At 59.5% G+C, this 25,516-nt stretch carries 25 protein-coding genes; 6 read left to right on the forward strand and 19 right to left on the reverse strand.

Going from position 1 to position 25,516, the window contains the following annotated elements; all coding sequences use genetic code 11:
* Position 1: 1 nt before the first annotated feature.
* Entirely contained in the window at positions 2-286 is a 285-nt protein-coding gene (gene nadS / locus SOM40_RS12425) for a NadS family protein (protein ID WP_262661521.1), read from the forward strand.
* Positions 287-942: 656 nt separating this feature from the next.
* On the opposite strand, the gene paaY is transcribed toward nadS, so the two are convergent.
* From paaY to paaA, 13 genes are all read right to left on the reverse strand, one after another.
* Positions 943-1,539, reverse strand: a complete 597-nt coding sequence (paaY, locus tag SOM40_RS12430) for a phenylacetic acid degradation protein PaaY (RefSeq protein ID WP_320530055.1) — start codon at positions 1,537-1,539, stop codon at positions 943-945.
* Between the two features lie 10 nt (positions 1,540-1,549).
* Positions 1,550-2,485, reverse strand: coding sequence for a phenylacetic acid degradation operon negative regulatory protein PaaX (gene paaX, locus SOM40_RS12435; RefSeq protein WP_225758661.1), 936 nt, complete (start codon positions 2,483-2,485; stop codon positions 1,550-1,552).
* A gap of 87 nt (positions 2,486-2,572) precedes the next feature.
* Complete coding sequence (paaK, locus tag SOM40_RS12440; protein WP_106993550.1) at positions 2,573-3,889, reverse strand: phenylacetate--CoA ligase PaaK; 1,317 nt, start codon at positions 3,887-3,889, stop codon at positions 2,573-2,575.
* Positions 3,890-3,923: 34 nt separating this feature from the next.
* Positions 3,924-5,129 carry a 3-oxoadipyl-CoA thiolase gene (gene pcaF / locus SOM40_RS12445; RefSeq protein WP_320530056.1) on the reverse strand — a complete coding sequence of 402 codons (1,206 nt, stop codon included), beginning with the start codon at positions 5,127-5,129 and terminating at the stop codon, positions 3,924-3,926.
* Positions 5,129-5,551: a hydroxyphenylacetyl-CoA thioesterase PaaI gene (gene paaI, locus SOM40_RS12450; RefSeq protein WP_225758659.1), complete on the reverse strand. Its 423-nt coding sequence runs from the start codon at positions 5,549-5,551 to the stop codon at positions 5,129-5,131. Before paaI ends, pcaF begins: the two co-directional genes overlap by 1 nt.
* Complete coding sequence (gene paaH / locus SOM40_RS12455) at positions 5,541-6,965, reverse strand: 3-hydroxyacyl-CoA dehydrogenase PaaH (protein WP_320530057.1); 1,425 nt, start codon at positions 6,963-6,965, stop codon at positions 5,541-5,543. Before paaH ends, paaI begins: the two co-directional genes overlap by 11 nt.
* Position 6,966: 1 nt before the next feature.
* Entirely contained in the window at positions 6,967-7,752 is a 786-nt protein-coding gene (gene paaG, locus SOM40_RS12460; protein WP_320530058.1) for a 2-(1,2-epoxy-1,2-dihydrophenyl)acetyl-CoA isomerase PaaG, read from the reverse strand.
* A 2-nt stretch (positions 7,753-7,754) separates the two neighbouring features.
* Positions 7,755-8,522, reverse strand: coding sequence for a 2,3-dehydroadipyl-CoA hydratase PaaF (paaF, locus tag SOM40_RS12465; protein ID WP_320530059.1), 768 nt, complete (start codon positions 8,520-8,522; stop codon positions 7,755-7,757).
* Positions 8,519-9,589, reverse strand: coding sequence for a 1,2-phenylacetyl-CoA epoxidase subunit PaaE (gene paaE, locus SOM40_RS12470; protein WP_312995970.1), 1,071 nt, complete (start codon positions 9,587-9,589; stop codon positions 8,519-8,521). The genes paaF and paaE overlap by 4 nt, the downstream gene beginning before the upstream one ends.
* 7 nt (positions 9,590-9,596) lie before the next feature.
* A complete protein-coding gene (gene paaD, locus SOM40_RS12475) occupies positions 9,597-10,094 on the reverse strand; it encodes a 1,2-phenylacetyl-CoA epoxidase subunit PaaD (protein ID WP_106993068.1) in 498 nt (165 codons plus the stop codon).
* Positions 10,095-10,108: 14 nt separating this feature from the next.
* Positions 10,109-10,855, reverse strand: a complete 747-nt coding sequence (gene paaC / locus SOM40_RS12480; RefSeq protein WP_320530060.1) for a 1,2-phenylacetyl-CoA epoxidase subunit PaaC — start codon at positions 10,853-10,855, stop codon at positions 10,109-10,111.
* An 8-nt stretch (positions 10,856-10,863) separates the two neighbouring features.
* A complete protein-coding gene (gene paaB, locus SOM40_RS12485) occupies positions 10,864-11,151 on the reverse strand; it encodes a 1,2-phenylacetyl-CoA epoxidase subunit PaaB (protein ID WP_320530061.1) in 288 nt (95 codons plus the stop codon).
* 11 nt (positions 11,152-11,162) lie between these two features.
* Positions 11,163-12,092 carry a 1,2-phenylacetyl-CoA epoxidase subunit PaaA gene (gene paaA / locus SOM40_RS12490; protein ID WP_312995962.1) on the reverse strand — a complete coding sequence of 310 codons (930 nt, stop codon included), beginning with the start codon at positions 12,090-12,092 and terminating at the stop codon, positions 11,163-11,165.
* A gap of 282 nt (positions 12,093-12,374) precedes the next feature.
* On the opposite strand from paaA, the gene paaZ reads away from it, so the two are divergent.
* Positions 12,375-14,420, forward strand: a complete 2,046-nt coding sequence (paaZ, locus tag SOM40_RS12495; protein ID WP_320530062.1) for a phenylacetic acid degradation bifunctional protein PaaZ — start codon at positions 12,375-12,377, stop codon at positions 14,418-14,420.
* Between the two features lie 176 nt (positions 14,421-14,596).
* Positions 14,597-16,864: a primary-amine oxidase gene (gene tynA / locus SOM40_RS12500; RefSeq protein ID WP_320530063.1), complete on the forward strand. Its 2,268-nt coding sequence runs from the start codon at positions 14,597-14,599 to the stop codon at positions 16,862-16,864.
* Between the two features lie 142 nt (positions 16,865-17,006).
* Here the strand turns inward: tynA and SOM40_RS12505 are convergent, their stop codons facing one another.
* Positions 17,007-18,506: an aldehyde dehydrogenase family protein gene (locus tag SOM40_RS12505; RefSeq protein ID WP_320530064.1), complete on the reverse strand. Its 1,500-nt coding sequence runs from the start codon at positions 18,504-18,506 to the stop codon at positions 17,007-17,009.
* A gap of 235 nt (positions 18,507-18,741) precedes the next feature.
* Here SOM40_RS12505 and feaR point away from each other — a divergent pair, with 235 nt between their 5' ends.
* On the forward strand, positions 18,742-19,647 hold the full coding sequence (feaR, locus tag SOM40_RS12510; protein ID WP_320530065.1) for a transcriptional regulator FeaR: 906 nt from the start codon (positions 18,742-18,744) through the stop codon (positions 19,645-19,647).
* Here the strand turns inward: feaR and SOM40_RS12515 are convergent, their stop codons facing one another.
* The 4 genes from SOM40_RS12515 to SOM40_RS12530 form a co-directional block, all read right to left on the reverse strand.
* Positions 19,648-19,974 (reverse strand): YdbL family probable chaperone protein, encoded by a 327-nt coding sequence (locus SOM40_RS12515; RefSeq protein WP_320530066.1) that lies wholly within the window; start codon positions 19,972-19,974, stop codon positions 19,648-19,650. It lies immediately after the preceding gene.
* Positions 19,975-19,981: 7 nt separating this feature from the next.
* Positions 19,982-20,173, reverse strand: coding sequence for a YnbE family lipoprotein (locus SOM40_RS12520; protein ID WP_059307766.1), 192 nt, complete (start codon positions 20,171-20,173; stop codon positions 19,982-19,984).
* On the reverse strand, positions 20,170-22,806 hold the full coding sequence (locus SOM40_RS12525; protein ID WP_320530067.1) for a YdbH family protein: 2,637 nt from the start codon (positions 22,804-22,806) through the stop codon (positions 20,170-20,172). Before SOM40_RS12525 ends, SOM40_RS12520 begins: the two co-directional genes overlap by 4 nt.
* Before the next feature lie 201 nt (positions 22,807-23,007).
* Complete coding sequence (locus SOM40_RS12530; protein ID WP_166182623.1) at positions 23,008-23,172, reverse strand: hypothetical protein; 165 nt, start codon at positions 23,170-23,172, stop codon at positions 23,008-23,010.
* A 403-nt stretch (positions 23,173-23,575) separates the two neighbouring features.
* On the opposite strand from SOM40_RS12530, the gene SOM40_RS12535 reads away from it, so the two are divergent.
* Both SOM40_RS12535 and hslJ read left to right on the forward strand, forming a co-directional pair.
* Entirely contained in the window at positions 23,576-24,565 is a 990-nt protein-coding gene (locus SOM40_RS12535) for a 2-hydroxyacid dehydrogenase (RefSeq protein WP_320530068.1), read from the forward strand.
* A 137-nt stretch (positions 24,566-24,702) separates the two neighbouring features.
* Positions 24,703-25,116 (forward strand): heat shock protein HslJ, encoded by a 414-nt coding sequence (hslJ, locus tag SOM40_RS12540; protein WP_225758646.1) that lies wholly within the window; start codon positions 24,703-24,705, stop codon positions 25,114-25,116.
* On the opposite strand, the gene SOM40_RS12545 is transcribed toward hslJ, so the two are convergent.
* The gene (locus tag SOM40_RS12545) at positions 25,117-25,383 is read right to left on the reverse strand and encodes a putative hemolysin (RefSeq protein WP_262673615.1); all 267 of its coding nucleotides are present in this window, start codon (positions 25,381-25,383) and stop codon (positions 25,117-25,119) included. It lies immediately after the preceding gene.
* Between the last annotated feature and the right edge of the window lie 133 nt (positions 25,384-25,516).

Genomic DNA, 25,516 nt, shown 5'->3' on the forward strand with positions numbered 1-25,516 from the left:
AATGAATTTTTTTGACGAACTGAAAACGTCTCTGGAAGAGGCGGTAGAGATCAAAAACGGGACCAAAGCCCCTGCCCGTGTCACCCGCTATGAGATTGCCGATGTGAAGGCGATCAGAGAGCAACTCAACGTTTCCCAGGCTGAAATGGCAAAAGCGCTGGGCACCAGCGTGGACACTATCAAAAGCTGGGAATCCAGACGACGTAACCCTACGGGCCTGGCGGCAAAAGTGCTGGCCACGATCCAGGCAAACCCGGCCTTCTTTTACGAACTGGCTGCACATTAATGGTCGTTTTTACACCATCAACAGCGGGACGGGAATTAACTCTGCAGAAATGAAAAAGCCCCAGCGATATTTTGCCGGGGCTTTTAGGGTACTACCAAATTAATAATTAACATTCATCAACTTAATTACACACTAAAACTTCAAAGATGTACGTATTCTCACAGGATTACCGTTTAAACCAGTTAACGCTACCTCCTTCGATAAGTATGTGAAATAACATTTTTTCCTGTCGTGTACATCACCCACGCGATATATACTCTTGATGCGTTGCCTTAATTGCGTCGCGATATTCTTAACGCCATACTTACGTACCCAAGTCGCGACCATTACTCTTTGAAACAAGGCCTTACATCATCGCGTTAACTTCCCCATCATGCGATCGTACTGATTTACTGCATGGCCTGAAAGCGTGTTCACACTGGCGTTTACTTATTACCAGGACCCAAACTACACTACTTCGTGGCCTTTATCGCATCTCGTTACTGCTCTATTACCGCACCGTGAAACATTTATTTCTCTGTGGTGCTGAGTTCTAATTTACTCATTATAGACGCAGTGTCAACCCTCAGATTGAGGCCTATTATATTTTCTTGTTTAATATCATAAAAACAGATATTTACGTGATCCCAATCTCGTTATGAAGCGGGTTTTGCCGCTCAACCGGCGGATTTGGGCCGCAGATTTTCATCAAACACCAGCCGCTTACGGTCCGGTTCCACCTCGTGCAGCGGCTCCACCTGATGCATCGTCTGTTTGCAGCGATCCACCAGGGTCTGATACTCCCGGGTGCCCTGCTTTTTCCACGCTTTTTCCTGCTCGCTCAGCACCCGGATCGCTTTCGCCGGGCTGCCGATGATCAGATGGTCGGCCGGCATTTCCGCCTTCGCTTTCACAAACGCGGCCGCGCCAACAATGCTGTTTTCGCCAATCACCGCCCCGTCGATGATCACCGCATTCATCCCCACCAGCGCATTGCGGCGGATGATGCAACCGTGCAGGATCGCGCCATGACCAATATGGCCCTCCTCCTCCACCACCGTATCCTGCTCCGGGAAACCGTGCATGATGCAGTTATCCTGGATATTGGCTCCGTCTTTCACCAGGATACGGCCAAAATCACCGCGCAGGCTGGCGTTGGGCCCCACGTAGACCCCCTTGCCAAGGATCACATCGCCAATCAGCACCGCGGTCGGGTGGACATAACTCTCTGGCGGAACAACCGGGGTCATCCCATCGATTTGATATACAGGCACACTACCTCCTTTACGCAGGCGTCAGGCCGCCGAAGCGTTGCCAGTAAGAAGAGCCCGGCGACGGCAGTTCGCCGACGCTGGTCTCGCCTTTCTCACTGACAAACGCCAGCGCACCCGGCGCGACGCGCTGATAAATGTTGATGCACAGCTGGCGGGCCGTCTGGCCTGCCCAGTGCGACGGGAGTAACTCTTCAGGCAACAGCGGATCTTTCAGCACCACCCGGCGATAAAAATGGATCAGCAGCAGCTGGATCTGGAAGCAGCGTTCCGGCGTCAGCTCATCCGGGGTGGCCTCCCGCAGCAGCGGCAGGAGCGGACGGAACGAGTCGATAAAGGTTTCATACATGCCGTTCTGCTCGCTGAGCTGCCAGCACTCCTCCACCCGGGAGCGCAGCGCGGCGCGGGAGAGCGCCAGCGGCGAATGCGCCTCAAAGCAGATGACGTTCTCGGCCACCCCCGCTTCGTGCAGTAACGTCTGCACGTCTGCCAGCTGCTGCGATGGCGAGGCCATCAGGCTGGGTGCCAGAGTGCCGAACCCCTGCCAGATCAGCTGCTTTTTCACATCCGCCAGCGTGGCTTTGTCCATCCCTTCGGAGAGCAGCAGCAACCATTTGCCGTCCCAGGCCGGTAATTCTGCGCGGTAAATTTTTGCCTCGGCGCGACGGGTTAAGCGCAGCCCTTTGTCGCTCAGGCGGTAAAAGCTGCGTCGGCCGATACGGACCACATCCAGCCAGCCCTCTTTGTTCAGGCGGAACAGCGCGGTGCGCACGAAGCGTTCACCAAATCCCATTCCCTCCAGCAGTGCCGCCAGGCTTCCCAGCCAGACTTCGCCGCCGCGATGCGACAGCGCATCACCGTACAGGGAGGAGATCAACGAGGTGCCGCTGACGGGAACGGAACTGACTGCGTGCTGGATAAAGGCGTCGAGTTTACTCATGTGATTCATTCTGTTGTGATTATTATGTCGGATGAATCATAGCATAGCCCCAAAAGCCTGACCCTCCCCAATACGGAGAGGGTCGGCAGGCCGGAATTAACCGTTGGCGGCAACCTTACGCAGGTCGAAGACGCGACAGGCTTTGCCTTCGGAACGCGGGATGCTGCCGCAGTTGACAATGGTCACGTCGGTGGAGATCCCTACCATCGACTTGATGCGATGGCGCAGCTCATGGCACACGTGGCAGCGCTGCTCGTGGGTCAGGGTTAAGCTGCTCTGTTTCAGCTCCACCTTCACCGAAAGCGAATCAAGATGGCCCCGACGATTCACCTCCAGTTGATAGTGCGGCGACAGGTGCTCGAACTTGACGATCTCCTCTTCCAGCTGGGACGGGAAGACGTTCACGCCGCGGATGATCAGCATGTCGTCGCTGCGACCGCTGATGCGATCCATACGGCGCATGGTGCGGGCGGTACCCGGCAGCAGGCGGGTCAGGTCGCGGGTGCGGTAGCGGATCACCGGCAGCGCCTCTTTGGTCAGGGTGGTGAACAGCAGTTCGCCCTGCTCGCCGTCGTTCAGCGGCGTGCCATCGTTCGGGTTGACAATTTCCGGGTAGAAGTGATCTTCCCAGATGGTCGGGCCGTCGGCGGTTTCGATACACTCCATCGCCACGCCCGGGCCCATTACTTCGGAGAGGCCGTAGATGTCAAGGGCGGTAATGCCGAGGCGCTTCTCGATTTCGCGGCGCATCGCCAGGGTCCAGGGCTCGGCACCAAACACACCGACCCGCAGGGAGCACTGGCTGGCATCGCCGCCCATCTGGCGCTCAAGCTCTTCGATCAGGTTGAGGCAGTAGGATGGCGTCACCATGATCATGTCCGGCTGGAAGTCGCGGATCAGCTGGGCCTGTTTCTCGGTCTGGCCGCCGGACATCGGGATCACCGTCGCGCCTAAACGCTCGGCACCGTAGTGCGCCCCCAGTCCGCCGGTAAAGAGTCCGTAACCGTAAGCCACATGAATTTTATCTTTCGCACTGCCGCCTGCGGCCCGCAGGGAGCGCGCCACAATGTTGGCCCAGTTATCAATGTCGTTTTGTGTGTAGCCGACCACGGTCGGTTTGCCGGTAGTGCCCGAGGAGGCATGAATACGCACCACCTGCTCCATCGGTACTGCGAAAGTGTCGAAGGGATAGTTGTCGCGCAGATCCTGTTTGGTGGTGCACGGGAACTTGCGGATATCCGCTAACTCTTTGAAATCGTCAGGATGGACACCCGCCGCATCAAACTTACGTTTGTACATCGGGACGTTGTTATAAGCGTGTTCTAAGGTCCACTTCAGGCGCTGGGTTTGCAGGGCCTGCAGTTCATCCAGGGACGCGGTTTCGATCGGATCCAGCTTAGTTGTCGTTGTGATTGTCATTGTAGGGTACTCACATTTTTATAATTGTTCAGACACGCTCAAGGATCATGGCAATGCCCTGACCGACACCAATGCACATCGTGCAGAGCGCATAACGCCCTTTCCGACGGTGCAGCTCGTTGCTGGCGGCCAGCGCCAGACGGGCTCCGCTCATCCCCAGCGGATGGCCTAAGGCAATCGCGCCCCCGTTAGGGTTCACATGGGGAGCATCGTCCGGCAGCCCCAGCTCACGCAGCACGCCCAGCGCCTGCGAAGCAAAGGCTTCATTCAGTTCGATAACGTCCATATCGTTGATGCTAAGCCCGGCGCGCTCCAGCACGCGGCGGGTGGCCGGCACCGGGCCCAACCCCATCAGACGCGGTTCCACCCCGGCGGTGGTCATCGCCACGATGCGGGTACGCGGGGTTAAGCCCTGCGCCGCGGCCATCTCCTCGCTGGCGATAATCAGCGCTGCGGCACCGTCGTTCACGCCGGAGGCATTACCTGCGGTGACCACGCCACCGGCGCGGAACGGGGCTTTCAGCCCGGCCAGCATCTCCAGGGTGGTATCCGGACGCAGATGTTCGTCATGCATCACTTCGGTCACCGCCCCTTTTTTGCCTTTAATCATCACCGGGACGATCTCCTGGGCCAGGATGCCGTTGGCCTGAGCCTGAGCGGTGCGCTGCTGGCTGCGGAAAGCAAAGGCGTCCTGATCTTCACGGGAAATCTTTAACAATTCTGCTACATTCTCTGCCGTTTCCGGCATGCTGTCAGAACCAAATTGCTGCGCCATGAGCGGGTTCACAAAACGCCAGCCGATGGTGGTATCGAAGATTTCATTCTGACGCTGGAAGGCGCTGGTGGCTTTTCCCATCACGAAGGGCGCGCGTGACATCGACTCCACGCCCCCGGCGATCATCAGGTCACCATCACCGGCGCGAATGGCGCGGGCAGCAAAGCCCAGCGCATCCAGGCCGGAGCCGCACAGGCGGTTGAGGGTGGTGCCGGAGACGGTCTGCGGCAGCCCGGCCAGCAGCAGGGACATTCGCGCCACGTTGCGGTTGTCTTCCCCCGCCTGGTTGGCACAACCAAAAATCACGTCATCAATGCGTTCCGCGTCCAGACCCGGGTTACGCACCAGCAGCTCGCGCAGGGGGATAGCCCCCAGATCGTCCGCGCGCACGCCGGATAATGCCCCGGCATAGCGGCCAATAGGGGTTCGGATCCCGTCACAAATAAAGGCGTCACGCATTATGCTTCTCCTGTAATAGTGCCGCCGATGCGGTGGGATTTCCCACGGAACAGGGCAATGGTTTTTTGCTGTTGGTTAACAATTTCAATGTCGTACACGCCGGTCTGTTTCCCCTGATGGCGCACCTGCGCGGTGGCGGTGAGCCTGTCATGGGCAAAGGCCGGACGCACAAAATCGATGGTGCAGCCCGAGGCCACCGCCGCCAGCCCCTGGCTGTTACAGGCGTAGGCGAAGGCCGTATCGGCGAGGGTAAACAGCTGGCCACCGTGGCAGCTTTTGTGGCCGTTGAGCATCTGCGGGGTGACGGTCATGGTCAGCACGGCGACGCCGTCATCCATCTCGATAATGTCGATGCCACAGGACTGGGCGCAGGCATCGTTTTCATACATGGCGCGGGCGTTGCGCCAGGCGTTATGACTCATAGCTACTCTCCAGAAGCGCGCGCTGGCGCAGCAGGGATGACGGACGGTAACGCTCTTCGCCGTAGTGGCGTTGCAGGTTTTCCAGCAGAATCAGCAGACGCTGCCAGCCAAGCTGTTCTCCCCACGCCAGCGGGCCGCGCGGGTAGTTCACCCCGAGGCGCATGGCGGTATCGATATCCTGTTCGCTGGCAACCCCTTTTTGCAGGGCGTCGAGGGCTTCGTTGACGATCATCGCCACCGTGCGCCAGATCAGCAGACCGGGATAATCCGCCACCTGCAGGACGCGCTTGCCCTGCTGCTGCAGATGCCGGACCGCTTTCAGGGTAGCGGATGCCGGGTTGCTGGCCGCGGCGGCAATCACCGCTACATCCCCTTCTTGCCGATCGATGACTACTACCGGCTGGCCGTAACGGTTCGCCAGCGCCTGGGCAGTCTCGCCCTGGGTCTCGATCAGCAGCAGGCCGTCAATTTCGGTGACACCGTCACTTCTTCGCTGCACGCTCATGGCGCTCCATGTGTCGCCAACAGTCTCCAGCCAGTTCACGGCAGGCCTCTCGCTGCGCCAGTTGTAGACGCCCTGGCCGCTCTTCTTACCGAAGCGCCCGGCCAGCACCAGCTCCTGCTGCACCAGCGACGGCAGGAAACGGCGCTCCTGCCAGAAGGCGTTAAATACTGAACAGGTGACGGCGAAGTTGACGTCCTGGCCGATCATGTCGGTCAGCTCCAGCGGCCCCATCGGGAAGCCCGCGCCGTCGCGCAGCGCCGCGTCGATAATTTCCGGGGCGGCCACCTGCTCTTCCAGCGCCCGCCAGGCTTCGGCGTAGTACGGACGCGCCACGCGGTTAACGATAAAGCCCGGGGTGGACTGGCAGCGCACCGGCTGTTTACCCCAGTTCACCGCCAGCTCGCTCAGTTGCGCCACCACTTCTTCCGAGGTCGCCAGACCGCTCACCACCTCCACCAGCTTCATCACCGGGGCCGGATTAAAGAAGTGCAGCCCGGCCACGCGCTCGGGGTGGCGCAGGTCGGCGGCAATTGCGGTGATCGAGATAGAGGAGGTGTTGCTGGTCAGGAGCGTGTTGGCCGGGCAGATCTCTGCCAGTTCAGCAAAGAGCGCTTTTTTAATTTCCATCTGCTCAGAGGCCGCTTCAATCACCAGGTCGGCCGCCGCCAGGGCGTGAATGTCGGTGACCGGGTTCAGGCGCTGGAGCGTCTGCTCGCAGGCCTGGGCGCTCAGCTTGCCCCGCGCCACGCGGGACTCCAGACGGGTGCGGATGCCGTCAATGGCGCGTGTGATGGCCCCGGCATTGATGTCATACACCAGCACCGGATGCCCGTGGCTGGCCGCCACTTCGGCAATCCCCGCCCCCATGATGCCGCTGCCAATCACCGCCACGGTATGAATTGTCGTCATCTTATTTCCCCGTAAACTGCGGCGCGCGTTTGTTGAGGAAGGCGCTGACGCCTTCCCGGTAGTCGGCGCTGCGTCCGGCCAGGCGCTGATAGTCACGCTCCAGATCCAGCTGTGCGTCCAGGGTGTTGGTTTCGGCGGCGTTGATCGCCTGCTTGATCAGCCCCAGGCCAAAGGTCGGCTGCGAAGCGAGATGCATCGCCAGCTGGCGGGCGGTGTCGTTCAGTTCAGCATCATCCACCACCTGCCAGATCATCCCCCAGGCGTGCGCCTGTTCAGCGCTGATCTTCTCCCCCAGCAGGGCCAGACCCATCGCCCGGGCGCGGCCGGTGAGGCGCGGCAGCAGCCAGGTCCCGCCGGAATCTGGTATCAGACCCAGCTTGCTGAAGGCCATCACAAAGTTCACCGAGCGGGCGGCGATCACGATGTCGCAGCCCAGCGCCAGGGTGGCACCGGCCCCGGCAGCCACGCCGTTCACCGCGCAGATCACCGGCTTGGGCAGTTTTGCCAGGCGCTTAACCAGCGGGTTATAAAATCTTTCCACCGACATCCCGAGGTCCGGCGCGGGGCTGTTCGGGTCGACGTTGCGGTCGTTGAGATCCTGTCCGGCGCAAAAACCGCGTCCGGCACCGGTCACCAGCAGGCAGCGCACGCTGTCGTCGCGCTCGGCCTGGGTCAGGCACGCCGCCAGCTGCAGATGCATCTCCTCGTTGAAGCTGTTGAGACGCTCCGGGCGGTTCAGGGTAAGGGTCATTACCCCCTGCTCAACGTGACTCAGAATGAAATCCATGGTTAGCGTCCTTTAAAGTCGGGGGTGCGTTTTTGCAGAAAGGCATCAATGCCCTCGCGGCGATCCTCGGTGGCCGCCAGCAGGGTAAAGAGCTGACGCTCCTGGGCCAGCCCGGCCTGCAGGGGCACCTCCTGAGACTGGCGTAACGCCTGCTTCGCGGCCTGTAAAGCCAGCGGAGAGTGGCGCGCCATCAGCGCCGCCTGCTGGAGGGCATATTCCAGGGTCAGGGCGTCGGGATAAACGTCGCTCACCAGACCCGCGGCCAGCGCCTGACGGGCGGTAATGCTCTCCCCGGTCAGCACCATTTTGCTGGCCAGCGATTTGCCGACGCTGCGGATCAGGCGCTGGGTGCCGCCCGCGCCGGGCATGATGCCCAGCGTAATTTCTGGCAGGCCGAAACGGGCATTCTCTCCGGTGATGACCACGTCGCACAGCAGCGCCAGTTCGCAGCCTGCGCCCAGCGCGTAGCCGTTGACCGCGGCGATCAGTGGTTTGCTGAAGGCGTTGATCCGCCCCCATAGCTGGGGACGAATATCGTTCAAGGTGGCGGCCAGATCTTTTTCCGCCATTTCATTCAGATCGGCCCCGGCGGCAAAGAAGCGTTCGTTGCCGGAAATCACACACACCGAAATCTCGCGGTCGTCAGCCGCAGCTTCGAGGGTGATCGCCAGCTCGCTCAGCAACGCATTGTTAAGAGCGTTGCGGGCCGCCGGGCGGTTGAGAGTCAGGTGCAAAACCCGACCCTGACGGGTAACAATCAGGTCGCTCATGCCATCCCCTTCGCGTCAAAGTCCACCACCACGTCGCTGGTCAACGGCAGGGCCTGGCAGCTCAGAACGTAGCCCGCCGCCAGTTCGTCCGGCTCGAGGCTGTAGTTGGTCGCCATATCCACTTTCCCGCGCAGCACTTTGCATTTGCAGGTGGCGCAGACCCCGCCCTTGCAGGCGTACGGCAGATCCGCCCCCTGACGCAGGGCGGCGTCGAGAATGCTCTCGTCGTCGGCGGTAAGGGTGATCTCGCGGTCGCGTCCGTCCTGGCGCACGGTCACTTTCTGGCCCTCCACCTGCACGGTGTGGGCGCGTTTTACGCTGGTGCCCGGGGTGTTGAAGCGTTCCAGATGCAAGGATTTTTCCGGCATGCCCAGCGCTTTCAGGGTCTGCTCGGCCTCGTCCATCATCGCCGCCGGGCCGCAGATAAAGGCCTCGTCAAACTGGCTGAAGTCGATCAGATGTTTCGCCAGCGCCTGCAATTTTTCGCCGTCGATGCGGCCGTGCAGCAGCTCGCTGTCCAGCGTCTCCTGGCTGAAGATATTGACCACCTGCAGGCGGGTCGGATAGCTGTCCTTCAGGTCGGCCAGCGCCTGGCGGAACATCATGCTCTGGCTGCTGCGATTGCCGTAGATCAGGGTGAACTGGCTGGTGGGTTCGGTTTTCAGGGTGCTGGAGACGATCGCCAGCATCGGGGTGATGCCGGAACCGGCGGCAATCGCCAGGTAGCAGCCTTCGCGTTCCGCCTGGGGCTGATAACCAAAGTGGCCCTGGGGAACCATCACCTCCAGCGCCATCCCCTGTGTGATCTCATCCCGGGCATAGCGCGAGAAGCGCCCGCCGTCGATGGCTTTCACCGCCACGCTGATCTCGCCCGGCTGTACGCTGCGGCAGATGGAGTAGCAGCGGCGCAGCTCTTCCCCCGCCAGATGGGCTTTCAGGGTCAGATGCTGGCCCGGACGGAAGCGATACGCCTCCTGCAACGCCTGGGGAACCGCGAAGGTAATGGTCACCGCATCGCGGGTTTCGGGTTCTACTTTTGCCACCGTTAAGGAGTGAAACGTTGTCATGGCGACCTCAGATACATTTGAAATAGTCGAAGGGTTCCCGGCAGCTGTCGCAGCGATAGAGCGCTTTACAGGCCGTGGAACCAAATTCACTGATCATCGTGGTACGGGTGCTGGCGCAGCGCGGACAGGTCACCTCGGCAGGCAGATGCGCGTGGCAGCTGTGACCGGCCGGGGGGCTGATGCCGTACTGGCGCAGACGCTCCCGGGCGTCCGGGGTCATCCAGTCGGTGGTCCACGCCGGGTCGAGCTGGATGCTGATCTGCACCGGTCCATAGCCGTGGGCGGTCAACGTGTCGCGGATAGCCCCCATCAGGTGGTCGGTGGCCGGGCAGCCGGAATAGGTCGGCGTAAAGCCGATGGCCCAGCCCTCACCCTGCGGGGTCACGCTGCGCACCATCCCTAAATCAGTAATGGTTAGCACCGGGATCTCCGGGTCCGGGATCTGGCTTAACAGGGACCAGATCTGCGGGACCGCGGCGGGTGCGGGTTCAGCGAAACGTTGCATAGCGCTCTCCTGCTCTACCACTGCTGGCCGGGATTGACGCGCTGCAGATATTGCATCTCTGCCAGCATCGGTCCCAGATGTTCGGTGTGCAGCCCTTTACGGCCGCCGCTGCGGTAGGCCGACTCCTCCGGCACGCTCAGCGTCGCCGCGTTCAGCCCGGCAAAGACTTCCGCTTCCCATTCGTCACGCAGGCTGCGCGGATCGACGGCGATACCCTCGGCCACCAGGGCTAAGTCAATCTCGTCGGCTTCGAACAGTTCGGCGGTGAAGCGCCACAGGTCGTTGACCGCCTGCTGCATTTTCTGCGTGGAGACGGCGGTGCCGTTCCCCAGGCGTTCCAGCCAGCCACGGCTGAAGCGCAGGTGATAGCGCGCTTCTTTGATGGATTTGGCGGCGATGGCGGCCAGCTGCGGATCCCGGCTGTTCGTCAGACGGGTAAACAGCGCCACGTGCCAGGCGTCGATAAAGTATTGCCGGGCGATAGTGTCGGCGAAGTTGCCGTTCGGCAGCTCCACCAGCAGCAGGTTGCTGAACTGGCGTTCGTCGCGCTGGAAGGCCAGCGTATCTTCATCGCCCGCCCCTTCCAGTTCGGCGGCGTAGGTTAAGAAGTTGCGTGCCTGGCCCAGCAGGTCGAGGCCGATATTGGCCAGCGCGAGGTCAATTTCCAGCTCCGGGGCGTGGCCACACCAGGCCCCCAGACGTTGAGAGAGCACCAGGCCGTTATCACCCAGACGCAGAACATAGTGCGTTAACGTTTTCATCCCGGACCTCACATGTGCTCGATGCCATCAGGGATGGTGTAGAAAGTGGGATGACGATAAACCTTGGTTTCCGCCGGATCGAAAAACTCGCCGCGCTCTTCCGGCTGCGAGGCAACGATTTCGCTCGCCTTCACCACCCAGATGGAGCAGCCTTCGCTGCGGCGGGTATAAGCATCGCGCGCGTTTTCCAGCGCCATGCGGTCGTCGGCGGCGTGCAGGCTGCCGACGTGACGGTGATACAGACCCTGTTTGCTGCGGACAAAGACTTCGTATAACGGCCAGTATGTTTTGCTCATCGTGATTCCCCTTACGCGACCTTGCGGGCGTGTTGTTTTTCTGCGTGCGCCAGGGCGGCTTCGCGCACCCACGTCCCCTCTTCCCAGGCTTTATTCTTGGCGGCCAGGCGTTCGTGATTGCAGACGCCGCGGCCGTTGATCACCTCGTCAAACTCCTGCCAGTCGATCTCGCCGAAACGGTAGTGACCGGTTTCAGCATCGAAGTGCAGATCCGCATCCGGGACGGTCATCCCCAGCATCTCCACCTGCGGCACGGTGTTGTCGACGAAGCGCTGACGCAGCTCGTCGTTACCAAAGCGTTTGATCTTCCAGGCCAGGCTGCGGGCGCTGTTCGGCGAGTTGTCGTCGTTTGGCCCGAACATCATCAGCGCTGGCCACCAGAAACGGTTGATGGCGTCCTGCAGCATCTGCCGCTGGGCCTCGCTGCCCTGAGCCAGCGCCATACAGGCTTCAAAGCCCTGACGCTGGTGGAAGCTCTCCTCTTTACAGATTTTCACCATCGCCCGGGCATAAGGACCATACGAAGTACGGCACAGCGCCACCTGGTTAACGATGGCCGCGCCATCCACCAGCCAGCCAATCACGCCGATATCAGCCCAGCTCAGGGTCGGGTAGTTGAAGATCGAGGAGTACTTCATCTTGCCGTCGAGCATCTTCTGGTAGATGTCTTCCCGGGCGCAGCCCAGCGTCTCCGCCGCGCTGTAGAGATAGAGACCGTGTCCGGCTTCATCCTGCACTTTCGCCAGCAGGATGGCCTTGCGGCGCAGCGTCGGGGCGCGGGCGATCCAGTTCCCTTCCGGCAGCATGCCGACAATTTCGGAATGGGCGTGCTGACCAATCTGCCGGATCAGCGTCTTGCGGTACGCGTCAGGCATCCAGTCCTGCGGCTCGATGGCCGTCTCTTGCGCGATTCGCTGTTCAAAGCGTTGTTCTTCCGTCACGTCATCACCTTTATGATTCGTTTAACTGGTAAATTTCATTCAATGATGAATCACTTCGTTTCTTAAAAGTTACACAAAGGTTAAATATAACCCCAAGGAGTGTTTGTTTATTTTGTGATGCGGCTCGCAAGCCTTTTGCTGAGCCCCTTCTGCGGCGGGAAACAGAGAGCGGGAATAGTCAGACAAGATCACACTGTTAACAAATCATTAAAACATCCCTTGCATTTTATGATTCATAATCAAACTATCTATAGTGAAATCACGAACCACTCGGAGAGAAAAATGCAGCAGTTAGCCAGCTTTTTGTCCGGCACCTGGCAGTCTGGCCGGGGCCGTGAGCGCACTATTCAGCACGCTATCAGCGGCGAAACCCTCTGGCAGGTCACCAGCGAAGGGCTGGATATGGCCGCCGCGCGTCGTTACGCCATTGAGCAAGGCGGTGAATCACTTCACGCCATGACCTTTATCGAGCGCGCCGCAATGCTGAAAGCGGTGGCAAAACATCTGATGAGCCAGAAAGAGGTGTTCTATGCCCTCTCCGCGCAGACCGGAGCGACCCGCGCCGACAGCTGGGTGGATATCGAGGGCGGGATTGGGACGCTGTTCACCTTCGCCAGCCTCGGCAGCCGCGAACTGCCGGACGACACCCTGTGGCCGGAAGATGAACTGATCCCCCTGTCGAAAGAAGGCGGTTTTGCCGCCCGTCACGTCCTGACCTCGAAATCCGGCGTGGCCGTCCACATCAACGCCTTTAACTTCCCCTGCTGGGGGATGCTGGAAAAACTGGCTCCAACCTGGCTGGCGGGGATGCCGGCAATCATCAAACCGGCCACCGCCACCGCCCAGGTGACCCAGGCGATGGTAAAAGCGATTGTCGACAGCGGCCTGGTGCCGGACGGCGCCATCAACCTGATCTGCGGCGGCGCGGGGGATCTGCTCGACCAGCTCGATCATCAGGACGTGGTGACCTTTACCGGTTCCGCCGTCACCGGCCAGATGCTGCGCGTTCACCCGAATATCGTCGCCAAATCGATTCCGTTCACCATGGAGGCCGACTCCCTGAACTGCTGCGTGCTGGGGGATGACGTTACGCCAGAGCAGCCGGAGTTTGCCCTGTTTATCCGCGAAGTGGTGCGGGAGATGACGGCCAAGGCCGGACAGAAATGTACCGCCATCCGCCGCATTATTGTGCCGCAGGCGCAGGTAGAGGCCGTCAGCCAGGCGCTGATCGCCCGACTGGAGAAAGTGGCCGTAGGTGACCCGGCCCAGGAAGGGATCAAGATGGGTTCGCTGGTCAACGCCGACCAGCGCGCTGACGTGCAGGAGAAGGTGGATGCCTTAGTGACGGCAGGCTGTCAGATCCGTTTGGGCGGTAAAGCCGACCTGAATGCCGCCGGGGCCTTCTTCCCGCCGACGCTGCTGTTCTGCCCGCAGCCGGACGAAACCCCGGCCGTACACGCTACCGAAGCTTTTGGCCCGGTCGCCACCCTGATGCCGTATCAGGACCGCGAGCACGCCATGGCCCTGGCCCGCGCCGGGGAAGGCAGCCTCGCCGGGACTTTGGTGACCGCCGATCTGCGCCTGGCGCGTCAGTTCATCGCTGGGGCCGCGCGGGCCCACGGGCGTATCCAGATCCTCAACGAAGAGTCGGCCAAAGAGTCCACCGGCCACGGCTCCCCGCTGCCGCAGCTGGTGCACGGCGGTCCGGGCCGTGCCGGGGGTGGCGAAGAGCTGGGCGGTCTGCGGGCGGTGAAACACTACCTGCAACGCACCGCGATCCAGGGCAGCCCGAGCATGCTGGCCGCCATCAGCCAGCAGTGGGTGCGTGGCGCCCAGGTGCAGGAGGATCGCGTTCATCCGTTCCGCAAATACTTCGAAGAGCTGCAGCCGGGCGACAGCCTGCTGACGCCGCGTCGTACCCTGACCGAGACCGATATCGTTAACTTTGCCTGCCTGAGTGGGGATCATTTCTACGCCCACATGGACAAGATTGGCGCGGCGGAGTCGATTTTTGGCGAGCGCGTGGTGCATGGGTACTTCCTGATCTCCGCCGCGGCCGGGCTGTTCGTCGATGCGGGCGTCGGGCCGGTGATCGCCAACTACGGCATGGAAAACCTGCGCTTTATCGAGCCGGTGAAACCGGGCGATACCATTCAGGTGCGTCTGACCTGTAAGCGCAAGACCCTGAAGAAACAGCGCACGGCGGAAGAGAAACCGACCGGCGTGGTGGAGTGGTCGGTTGAGATCGTCAATCAGCATCAGCAGCCGGTGGCGCTCTATTCGATCCTGACCCTCGTCTCCCGCCAGCACGGCGATTTTGACGCCTGATCCCCTTCCCACCGGGTAACGTCGCGCACGTTACCCGGCTTCTGGCACATCTGACAAAACATCTGGCAAATGCAGGCAAACGGTACGCACAGCGATATTGCTATGTTGGCAATGAATAAACCGCGCGCAGAACAGCGGTCCCGAGTGGATAACAACACATACAACAGAGGTTAATCATGGGAAGCTCCTCAATCTTTTCTCCACGTAAAACGGCGCTGGCGTTGGCCGTTGCTTGTCTCTTTTCCGGTCAGGTGCTGGCTCACGGTAGCGCGGCGCATATGGTCGAGATGGACAAAACCCTGGCCGAATTTGGCGCTGATGTGAAATGGGATGACTATGCCGGGATCTACACCATCAGCAAAGACGGGGCATTCATCAAAGTGAAGCCGGGCGCAACCACCGCCATCGTCAATGGTAAACCGCTCACCCTACAGGCACCGGTGGTAATGAAGGACAACAAGGCCTGGATCTCCGATACCTTTGTCAACGATGTGTTCCAGTCCGGCCTCGACCAGACCTTCCAGGTGGAGAAGACCCCGCACCCGCTGAATGCCCTGTCAGCAGATGAAATTAAACAGGCTGTCGAGATTGTGAAAGCCTCGCCGGACTTTAAACCCAATACCCGCTTTACCCAGATCGCCCTGGCCGAGCCGGAAAAAGCCAAAGTGTGGGACTTCGTGCTGAACGGCACGGCGGTGGATGCGCCGCGCCAGGCCAATATCACCATGCTGGACGGCAAATTCGTTATCGAAGCGCTGGTGGATCTGAAAGATAAGAAAATCATGCACTGGGAGCCGATTAAAGATGCCCACGGCATGGTGCTGCTGGATGACTTTATGGCGGTACAGAAGATCGTCACCGGCAGCCAGGAGTATGCCGACGCGCTGAAAAAACGCGGTATCAATGACCCGGGCAAGGTGATGACCACCCCGCTGACCGTTGGCTACTTTGACGGCAAAGATGGTCTGAAGCAGGAAGATCGCCTGCTGAAAGTGGTGAGCTATCTGGACACGGGCGACGGTAACTACTGGGCGCACCCGATTGAAAACCTGGTCGCGGTGGTGGATCTGATCGAGAAGAAGATCGTTAAAATCGAAGAAGGTGCGATTGTCCCGGTACCGATGGAGCCTCGTCCTTATGACGGCCGCGACCGCGAGCCGGTCGTCCATAAACCGCTGGAGATCACCGAGCCGGAAGGCAAGAACTACACCATCACCGGCAATATGATCCACTGGCAGAACTGGGACTTCCATCTGAGCCTCGACTCCCGCGTCGGGCCCATCATCTCCACCGTGACCTTTAACGACAACGGCAAAAAACGCCAGGTGATGTATGAAGGATCGCTGGGGGGGATGATCGTGCCTTACGGCGACCCGGACGTGGGCTGGTACTTCAAAGCTTATCTCGACTCCGGCGACTACGGGATGGGTACCCTGACCTCACCGCTGGTGCGCGGCAAAGATGTGCCGTCCAATGCCGTGCTGCTGAATCAGACCATCCCGGATTACACCGGAGCGCCGATGGAGATCCCGCGGGCGATGGCGATTTTCGAACGCTACGCCGGGCCGGAGTATAAGCATCAGGAGATGAATCAGCCGAACGTCAGCACCGAGCGTCGTGAGCTGGTAGTGCGCTGGATCAGTACCGTCGGCAACTATGACTACATCTTCGACTGGGTGTTCCACGAAAACGGCACCATCGGCATCGATGCCGGGGCGACCGGTATCGAAGCGGTGAAAGGGGTAACGGCGAAAACCATGCACGACCCGAGCGCCAAAGAGGATACCAAATACGGGACCCTGATCGACCACAACATCGTCGGTACCACCCATCAGCACATCTATAACTTCCGTCTGGATATGGACGTGGATGGCACCAGCAACAGCCTGGTGGCGATGGATCCGGAGGTGAAGCCGAACACCGCGGGCGGCCCACGTACCAGTACCCTGCAGATCAACCAGTACAACATCGATACCGAGCAGCAGGCGGCGCAAAAATTTGACCCGGGCACCATTCGTCTGCTGAGCAACACCAGCAAGGAGAACCGCATGGGCAACCCGGTCTCCTACCAGATCATCCCGTATGCGGGCGGTACGCACCCGGTGGCCACCGGCGCGAAGTTCGCTCCGGATGAGTGGATCTATCACCGTCTGAGCTTTATGGATAAACAGCTTTGGGTGACCCGCTACCATCCGAACGAGATGTACCCGGAAGGCAAATTCCCGAACCGCTCCAGCCAGGATCAGGGGCTGGGCCAGTTCAGCAAGGATAACGAGTCGCTGGATAAGCAGGATAACGTGGTGTGGATGACCACCGGTACGACCCACGTGGCGCGGGCGGAGGAGTGGCCGATCATGCCAACCGAGTGGGTGCATACCCTGCTCAAACCCTGGAACTTCTTCGACGAAACGCCGTCTTTGGGCAAGAAGAAAGAGGGGCAGTAACAATAAACCGGGCAATTGCCCGGTTTTTTTTACGCCTGTGCGGTTTGTTGCCGGGTGGCGGCTGCACCTTACCCGGCCTACGGGCATTGTGCGGCCTGATGCCCTCACCCCGACCCTCTCCCACCGGGAGAGGGAGAAAACATTAATACCTCACGCACACCGATTTGGTTTCACACCAGCCATCCAGCCAGTCCGGGCCGAAATCGCGGCCGGTGCCGGACTGCTTCATGCCGCCGAACGGCAGGTTGGCGTCGATCAGGGTATGGCTGTTGACCCATACCGTGCCGGCCTGCAGGCGGTCGGTATACTCCAGCGCCTGGCTGATGTTTTGCGTCCAGACGCTGGCGGTCAGGCCATATTCGGTATCGTTCGCCAGGCGCAGGGCCTCTTCGCCGTCGGCCACGCGCACCAGGTTCACCACCGGACCAAATACCTCTTCGCGGGTCAGACGCAGGCTGGCGTCCGGGTTGACCACCAGCGTCGGCGAAACGTAGTAGCCCTCACCATTCGGACCGCGGTTACCGGTAATCAGCTCGGCCTGACGCGACTGCGCCTCGTCGAGGAAGGTCTGCACTTTGTCACAGTGGGCACGGGAGACCAGCGGGTTGATGTGCGCCTCCTGGGACATTCCCGGCCCGACGCTCAGGGACTTCACCGCCTGCTCAAAGCCGCTAACGAGGGTATCAAACAGCGGCGCTTCGATGTAAATGCGCGAGCTTGCCGCACAGACCTGGCCCTGGTTCAGGAAGCTGCCGGTCATCAGCCCTTCGATAACCCACGCCGGATCCGCATCTTTCAGGACGATGGCCGGGTTTTTACCGCCCAGCTCCAGGGTCACCCCCATCAGGCGATCGGCGGCCGCGCGCGCAATCTGTTTGCCGGTGGCGGTCGAGCCGGTGAAGCTCACTTTGGCGATATGCGGATGGTTGGTCAGCGCGGTGCCACACACCGCCCCGCTGCCGGTCACCACGTTGAAGACGCCGTCCGGGATCCCGGCAACGCTAGCCAGTTCAGCTACGCGCAGCAACGTCAGCGGCGTGGTTTCCGACGGTTTGATCACAATGGAGCAGCCAGCGGCCAGGGCGGGCATCACTTTCCACATGCCGATCAGCAGCGGGAAGTTCCACGGCACGATCCCGGCCACCACGCCAATCGGCTCTTTGCGGGTCCAGGCCTGATAGCGGGCCCCCTGCGGCATCGGAATGGAGAGATCCAGCGTCTTACCGGAAATTTTAGTGGTCAGCCCGGCGGTGTAGCGCATCCAGTTCAGGGTGCAGCCCACTTCAAAGGCGCGGGAGATGTTAATGGATTTACCCTGCTCAAGGGTCTCGAGCTGGGCCAGCTCCTCGGTGTGCTGCTCCACCAGATCGGCGAAGCGCAGCAGAATACGTTCACGTTCCGCAGGCAGTTTACCTGACCAGCTGCGGGCTACGAAGGCACGCCAGCCGGACATCACCGCGCGGTCCACATCCTGCGCGCTGGCATCGGCCGTCGAGGCAATTACCTGGCCAGTGGCCGGGTTAAAGATCTCCAGACGCTTTTCGCTGTCGGAGGCGGACTGGCCTCCCTCAATCCAGAGGCCATGTTGGCGATCCAGAAATTGCTGCACGCTGGGCAGTACGTCGACCTGTGTATCAGACATAGCGATTCCTTATTATTCGCAGGGTGTCAACGCAGTCTAAGATGGCTTTGCCGAATGCGCTTTTATCTCTGTGACATTCGCTTTGTCCGCTGTGACAGGCGCCGCAAAACACGACAATACCGCCGTTTCGTTCTGTTGGGCAGCGGAGTTTTTGCCGGGATTTCGCCCCATGTCACGGGTAATTCGAAACATAAATGCAACAATGTTTAAACATTGACGACGTAGCGGGTATGACATGTTTGCAGACGAACAGGACAACTACCAGCGCTGGCTGGCGCAGATTAACCAGGTTTGCGGCAGTTTTGCTGCCCGGCCGATGAGCGGTGAGTTTTATGGCGAGCTGGAGTCGACCTGGACCGGCAACCTGAAACTCAGCACCGTTACTGCTGGCGGTGTGAACCTGTTTCGTACCCGTCAGGAGATCAAGACCAGCAACGACGCCTGGTTCTACACCGTGTTTCAGCTGGAAGGCGAAGCGGGACTGGAGCAGGATGACCGGCAGATTGTGCTGAACGCCGGGGATATCACCCTGATTGACGCCTCCCGCCCCTGCTCAATCTACTGGCCGGAAAAATCACGTCAGATCTCGCTCCTGTTGCCGCGTCAGATCCTCGAGCAGCACTTTCGCTTTCAGGAAGTGACCTGCGCGCAGAAGCTCTCCCGCAGCCTGCCCACCGTCCAGCTCAGCTATCGCCTGCTGCAGGACAGCATGAACAACCCGGCATTAAGCGAAACCGAAAGCGAAGCCGCCCTCGAAGCGATGGTCTGCCTGCTGCGCCCGGTATTGCAGCAGCGTGACAGCGTGACGCCGCGCAAGGAGCGTCAGTTCACCCATGTGCTGAGCCTGATCGACGACCATATTCAGGCCGAGCACCTGCGTCCGGAGTGGATTGCCTCGGAGTGTGGAATGTCGGTGCGGAGCCTGTACCGAATGTTTGCCGAGAAAGGGCTGGTGGTGGCGCAGTACATTAAAAATCGCCGTCTGGATCTGTGCGCGCAGATGCTGCGCGCCACCGGCGACGATGAAAAGCTGGCGGGCATTGGCTACAGCTGGGGGTTTACCGATCACAGCCACTTCTCCACGGCCTTCAAGCAGCGTTTCGGCGTGTCGCCTGGCGAGTACCGCAAACGCCACCGCTGATCACTTCTGCATCCACTTGCCGTTAATCCCCTGGACATACTCGCCGGGGTTAGCGCGCGATACCAGCTTTGTCCCGGCCATTTTCGCCACTTCATCCACCGGAAGGTTATTGCTGTCGGCAAGCTTCTGATAGCTGTCGGTGCGGGCCTTGTTGATCTGCTCCACCAGCGCCAGCGTCTCACGATCCTGACTCCGCGGCGCAATATAACCGCTCAGGGTTTCACCGACCCGTCCGGCACTGCGGGCCTCGTTGAGGGTCAGGGTCAGCGCCAGCGCGGGCGCACAGAGCCCCAGCGTCAATATCATCAGCGGGATGAGTTTTTTCATGGCTACCTCAGAACAGATCGCTGCGTGATTTCAGCAGCGTCTCGACGTCTTTATCCACTTTGATATGGATTTCATGTTCAATTTTAACGTTCATGTTGATGGTGATTGGCTCTTTCGACGCCGCCACTTCGATCCTCGGCGTACAGCCTGTCAGCGTCAGGATCACAATCGCGGTGAACCCACCGGCCAGCTTTTTCATGGTTGTTCCTTACATTCCTTGCCTGTCGGGCAGCGGTTATCCGGTAATGCTGCGTGTTGCTCCAGCCAGGTCTGCAGATTGTCGCCAAAACGCAGGCTGCGCCAGAGGGTGAACAGGTTCTCCTGATGGGTGTAGTTAAGGTTAACGGCTTGCGTCTGGCCCCCGGAACGGCTGGCGCCACGGAGAGTCGATGCCAGGGTTAATTCACCCAGATTATCTACATTGAGTGTCGTCCACGACTGCGAAATTTCCATATAGCGAAGCCAGTTAATCGCCCCTGCCGCACTGTTATCGGCAACCAGAGCATCAGCGGTGTCCTGGTCGAGACGCAGGGTCATCGGGCCAGAATTGGTCAGCCAGCCATCTTTGATGATCCACTTGTCGTTGTCCAGCCAGAACGGCAGCGCCCCGCTGAACGGCCCGGACATGGCAAACTGTTTCGGATTGATGGCGCTAATCAGCTCGCTGGAGGAGATGTTATTCACCCGCAGCAGAGCCGCGTCGTGCTGCGGCATGCGCAGCTGCTGCATGGTCACTTTGCCCCCCAGCAGATCCACGCTGACGTCGGTCAGCAGGAGCGGATTCGCTTCGCTCCAGGGGTAGTCGCCCTGCAAATCGGCGGTGATATTGCGGGCCGTAACCTGATTGATCACTTCGCCGATCCGCAGCGTCACCGGACCACGGGTGCCCAGCGACCAGGTGCCTTCGCTGAAGCGGAACGGCAGAACGAAATCGACGCCATTGATTTTGTTATCGGGCATCCAGACGCTGCCGCTTTTCACCACCCCGTGGCCCCCGGCCTCAAAGCCCTGATCGGCCGCCGCGGAGAACGCCACCTGAGCGTACAGCTCTCCTTCGCGCAGCGTCATTTTCCAGTCCGGCGGCACCAGCGGCTGGAAGACGGTCAGGGACTGCTTCGGCCACCAGGCCTGGCCGCGCAGACGCTCCCCGTCCCAGCGCCCGTTCAACTGCACCGGGCCGATCGCTTCGGCGTTGAGGGTACCTTTGAACTGGAACAGGGTAGGATCGCTGCCATCGACGCTGAATTTGACGGTCGACGGTGGTAATACGCTGCCGCCGGTGAAGGTGGTTTCCCCGGCGTCAAAGGATAATGCGCCGCTGAAGTGTGGCCGGGCGGGATCGCGCTGCCAGCGGATCGGGCTGTCCAGCACCATTCGCGGGGCGCTGGCATGCATGGAACCGTACTTCAGCTGGTCGAACCCGGTTGAGAGTTCCCTCAGTTCAATCACGCTGTCGCGCCATTCGCCCCTGCCCGCCACGTCCCAGCGGGCCTGCATCGGGGTGAAGTTGCCTTCACCCCAGTAGCGCCACTGCCATAAGCCGCTATCCGGCAGGAAATCATTCGCCCGGCCATCAAGGTGCAGGGTGAAATCCCCCATCTCCTGTTCATGGGCGCGCAAAATCGCCTGCAGGCGACCGTCGATACCCTTGCGGGTCAGCGCTACTCCGGCCAGCGGCCAGCGCACTTCATCGATATTCAGGGAATCAATAATTCGCCCGCGGGAGCGCAGCAGCGCCCCTGGCGCAAAGGCCAGCCGGGGCTCGGCCAGGCTACCGGTCAGCATGGCAGGCAACCCGATATAGAGGATCAGATCGTTCTGTTTGGCTACGCCGGTAAGCTGCAGCGGCATGGCGCTGTCATCCATACTTAGCTTGCCGGGGCCAAAGCTCAGTACCGCGTTGCCTTTCCCGGCATCGCCCTGGGTCAGGACGTTCATCCGCCCGCTGATAACGGCGCGCTCCGTGCCCTGCTGCCAGTTGTCAATCTTCAGCCCCAGGCGACCGCTCAACGGAATACCCGCGCGATCCCAGCGCCAGCGCCCGTCGCTGATGGTCAACTGGTCGGGCGTGATCTGCCAGGGGAGATCCAGCAGCGGCTCGCCGCTCTCCCGTTCTACCATCACCAGTTGGCCCTGATTGTCCTGCCACGCCAGATCGGCATCCACCAGCGACGGAAGCTGCGGCACCGAGAAGGTCGCTGCCGCATGTCCCTGCACCGGCAGGCCGTCCGGCACCAGCGGCAGGGTAAATTCCCCCACCAGGGTCACGGGCTGCGGGTTATCGGGCAGATTAAGCGTGACGTCGCTGACGGTCAGAGAACGGCCCCGGAGTGTGCCACGCAGGCTAAACTGATCTCCGTGGTAAGCGATCTCCTGCCGCGTCGGAGTCAGCGAGGCGGTTAGCTTCCCCTGCCACTGTTGCCAGGGAGAGAGCGTCAGGCGATCGATGGTCAGCCAGGTATTGGGCAGTAGCGACTGCCACTCGGCCAGCGTTCGCGGTGCGGCGGGCGTGGACTCACTGGCGGGGATTTTACTCAGGCAGGCACTGTTGAGATCCAGTCCGGCGATGTCGATTTTCCAGCGGCTCGGGTGGCTGAGGGTAGCATCTTCGATGCGGGCGATTTCGCAGTCGTCTACCAGATAGCGCAGATCGGCGATCACCAGCGCGTTGCGGGTCAGGCGCGGACTTTTTTCAAACGCGATCCGGGTACCGGCAGGCAGCCAGATCCCGGCAAGCGTAGGAACCCACTGCGCAAGGGTCAGCAGCAGCGTCAGCGGCAAAAGAACGATCAGCAGCAGTAGCGCGATTGCGGCTTTGTATTTACCCCTCATGGGCAGTTAATATCCTGATTTAGCGAAAAAATTAGCCGACAGTATGGAATATTGTGGCATGTTTCGTCAGGCAGGTGAAGCGAAGGCCTGTTTAAGAATAGATGTGTTAATCCTGAATGTGAGCGTTTTTAATCTCCGCCCATGCCCATTTTTGGCAACAAAAAACCGCCCGGAGGCGGTTTTGAAAAGCAGTTTCTGACCCTATCTTCTGATCACATCAGGGTCATCAGGATCCAGCGGGTCATTCACATCAGGTATGTCATCACCCGGGAGGAGTGGATCGGTGTCACCCGGGAGGGGATCGCTGCCACCAGGAAGTGGTTCATCATCAGGAATGGGATCAATATAGTCGGGACGATCAGCCATAAAGCCTCCGTCAAACTGCGTTATGAGAGGTTATTTCGATTTACCTGGTTTCTGTTTGGTCTGCTCATCTTGATTCTTTTGCGGCTGCTTAGGTTGTTCTTTTGAGACATGTTGTGCGGTGGATTTCATTTTGAAACTCCGATTGTAGATGCAGCAAGTCGCCACCCTGAAACTATAAGTTACGCTTATAGTTATATCGAGCGAAACGGCAGTGAATTAATTTTATGCTGCTGTTTTATATAGGTTTATTGTGAGGTGAAACGAACGCCCTCTCTATTTCACCTGCGGGAGGTGGGATAGTGTAAAATCATTCTCAGAACTTATTGAATTCAATAATATTTTATAATTTGTATGATTATTTTAATCATGCTAACGTAGTTCCAAAATCACTGGAGAAAGTCTTATGAAACTCGCGGTTTATAGCACAAAGCAGTACGACAAAAAGTATCTGCAACATGTTAACGAGGGATATGGATTCGAACTTGAATTTTTCGACTTTCTGCTTAACGAAAAAACAGCCAAAACCGCCCACGGCTTCGATGCGGTCTGTATTTTTGTTAACGATGACGGCAGTCGCCCAGTGCTGGAAGAGTTAAAAAAACAGGGCGTGAAGTACATCGCCCTGCGCTGCGCGGGCTTCAACAATGTTGACCTCGACGCGGCCAAAGAGCTGGGTCTGCAGGTGGTACGCGTACCGGCCTACTCCCCGGAAGCTGTGGCTGAACATGCCATCGGCCTGATGATGTCCTTAAACCGTCGTATTCACCGTGCTTATCAACGTACCCGTGATGCCAACTTCTCGCTGGAAGGGCTGACCGGTTTCACCATGTACGGCAAAACTGCAGGGGTGATCGGCACCGGTAAAATCGGTATCGCCGCGCTGCGGATCCTGAAAGGCTTTGGTATGCGCCTGTTGGCGTTCGACCCGTATCCAAGCGCTGCCGCGCTGGAGATGGGCGTGGAGTATGTCGACCTGGCAACCCTGTATGCCGAGTCAGACGTCATCTCCCTGCACTGCCCGCTGACCGCAGACAATTACCATCTGCTGAACCAGAGCGCATTTGACCAGATGAAAGATGGCGTGATGATTGTTAACACCAGCCGCGGTGGCCTGGTGGACTCTCAGGCGGCCATTGAAGCGCTGAAAACGCAAAAAATCGGCGCGCTGGGGATGGACGTATACGAGAACGAACGCGATCTGTTCTTTGAAGATAAGTCTAATGACGTGATCCAGGATGACGTGTTCCGTCGCCTGTCCGCCTGCCACAACGTGCTGTTTACCGGCCATCAGGCGTTCCTGACCGCCGAGGCGCTGATCAGTATTTCGGAGACCACGTTGGGGAACCTGAGCCAGCTGGAGAAAGGCGAAGCGAGTCCGAATGCGTTGTTCTGAGTGACGTAATTCCCCCTCTCCCTTAAGGGAGAGGGAACAAACCCCGCCCGGTTTTCAGATTTTCCCGCAAGACAATTCCCGCCAGCGCAATAGACTATGCAATAGATATTTATGAAGTGAATATATTGAGAAGAACCATGAAAACGCTCGTCGCAGTAACGATCCTCAGCATGGCACTGGCAGGCTGTGTGAATCCAGGAAAAGCCTCTGTTCAGGAAGAACAGCTTCAGCAGCACCGCTTCGTGCTGCAAAGCATCAATGGCACCGCCATCAACCCGGCTACTACCCCGCCGGAAATCGCCTTTGGGGAAGACCTGGCCGTATCCGGTGTGATGTGTAACCGCTTCAACGGACAAGGCAAGCTGTCAGATGGCGAGCTCAAGGTAAAAGCGCTCGCCATGACGCGAAAACTGTGTACCGAGCCACAGCTCAATGACCTGGATCACGCGATCGGCACGATGCTGCGTAACGGTACGCAGGTCGATCTGACGGAAGACGTGTTAACCCTGGCGACGGCAGAGACGACGCTGGTCTTTAAACGCGCTGAGTAATCAGTAAGTCCCGCACGAACCGCCGGCAAGCGACTGTTCATTGCAGCGTTTGCCGTTAGGCAGCGCACACATGCCGATGGCCGAGCCATCCAGCTGACGCGCAATGGACAGCGACCCGCCAATCATGGCGCAATTCGCCTCGCCGGAACTGGACATTGCCGCTCTCATCCCCGGCGCGACGTGCGCGGCGGTAGCCTGCTGTACTGGTTCATTGCTACAGGCCGACAGTAACAAAGCGGCACACCCTACCCAAAATCCTGCGCGCATATTCTCTCCCCATATTGAATTGCAAAACCTATGCATGATAGGCATCCCACGTCCTGCCGTCGAGAGCCGAAGCGCGGTTTTCTGCGCTGTCAAAACAATTGCAGACTATTTTCAGGCAAAAGTTTGATCAAAC

Source organism: Leclercia sp. CFBP8987 (genome assembly GCF_034044995.2).
GTDB lineage: Bacteria > Pseudomonadota > Gammaproteobacteria > Enterobacterales > Enterobacteriaceae > Enterobacter > Enterobacter tamurae.

Coding starts and splice junctions, on each gene's coding strand:
- nadS (WP_262661521.1), top strand. CDS start 2: ATGAATTTTTTTGACGAACTGAAAACGTCTCTGGAAGAGGCGGTAGAG.
- paaX (WP_225758661.1), bottom strand. CDS start 2,485: ATGAATCACATGAGTAAACTCGACGCCTTTATCCAGCACGCAGTCAGT.
- pcaF (WP_320530056.1), bottom strand. CDS start 5,129: ATGCGTGACGCCTTTATTTGTGACGGGATCCGAACCCCTATTGGCCGC.
- paaI (WP_225758659.1), bottom strand. CDS start 5,551: ATGAGTCATAACGCCTGGCGCAACGCCCGCGCCATGTATGAAAACGAT.
- paaH (WP_320530057.1), bottom strand. CDS start 6,965: ATGACGACAATTCATACCGTGGCGGTGATTGGCAGCGGCATCATGGGG.
- paaG (WP_320530058.1), bottom strand. CDS start 7,752: ATGGATTTCATTCTGAGTCACGTTGAGCAGGGGGTAATGACCCTTACC.
- paaF (WP_320530059.1), bottom strand. CDS start 8,522: ATGAGCGACCTGATTGTTACCCGTCAGGGTCGGGTTTTGCACCTGACT.
- paaE (WP_312995970.1), bottom strand. CDS start 9,589: ATGACAACGTTTCACTCCTTAACGGTGGCAAAAGTAGAACCCGAAACC.
- paaD (WP_106993068.1), bottom strand. CDS start 10,094: ATGCAACGTTTCGCTGAACCCGCACCCGCCGCGGTCCCGCAGATCTGG.
- paaC (WP_320530060.1), bottom strand. CDS start 10,855: ATGAAAACGTTAACGCACTATGTTCTGCGTCTGGGTGATAACGGCCTG.
- paaB (WP_320530061.1), bottom strand. CDS start 11,151: ATGAGCAAAACATACTGGCCGTTATACGAAGTCTTTGTCCGCAGCAAA.
- paaZ (WP_320530062.1), top strand. CDS start 12,375: ATGCAGCAGTTAGCCAGCTTTTTGTCCGGCACCTGGCAGTCTGGCCGG.
- tynA (WP_320530063.1), top strand. CDS start 14,597: ATGGGAAGCTCCTCAATCTTTTCTCCACGTAAAACGGCGCTGGCGTTG.
- SOM40_RS12505 (WP_320530064.1), bottom strand. CDS start 18,506: ATGTCTGATACACAGGTCGACGTACTGCCCAGCGTGCAGCAATTTCTG.
- feaR (WP_320530065.1), top strand. CDS start 18,742: ATGTTTGCAGACGAACAGGACAACTACCAGCGCTGGCTGGCGCAGATT.
- SOM40_RS12515 (WP_320530066.1), bottom strand. CDS start 19,974: ATGAAAAAACTCATCCCGCTGATGATATTGACGCTGGGGCTCTGTGCG.
- SOM40_RS12520 (WP_059307766.1), bottom strand. CDS start 20,173: ATGAAAAAGCTGGCCGGTGGGTTCACCGCGATTGTGATCCTGACGCTG.
- SOM40_RS12525 (WP_320530067.1), bottom strand. CDS start 22,806: ATGAGGGGTAAATACAAAGCCGCAATCGCGCTACTGCTGCTGATCGTT.
- SOM40_RS12530 (WP_166182623.1), bottom strand. CDS start 23,172: ATGGCTGATCGTCCCGACTATATTGATCCCATTCCTGATGATGAACCA.
- SOM40_RS12535 (WP_320530068.1), top strand. CDS start 23,576: ATGAAACTCGCGGTTTATAGCACAAAGCAGTACGACAAAAAGTATCTG.
- hslJ (WP_225758646.1), top strand. CDS start 24,703: ATGAAAACGCTCGTCGCAGTAACGATCCTCAGCATGGCACTGGCAGGC.
- SOM40_RS12545 (WP_262673615.1), bottom strand. CDS start 25,383: ATGCGCGCAGGATTTTGGGTAGGGTGTGCCGCTTTGTTACTGTCGGCC.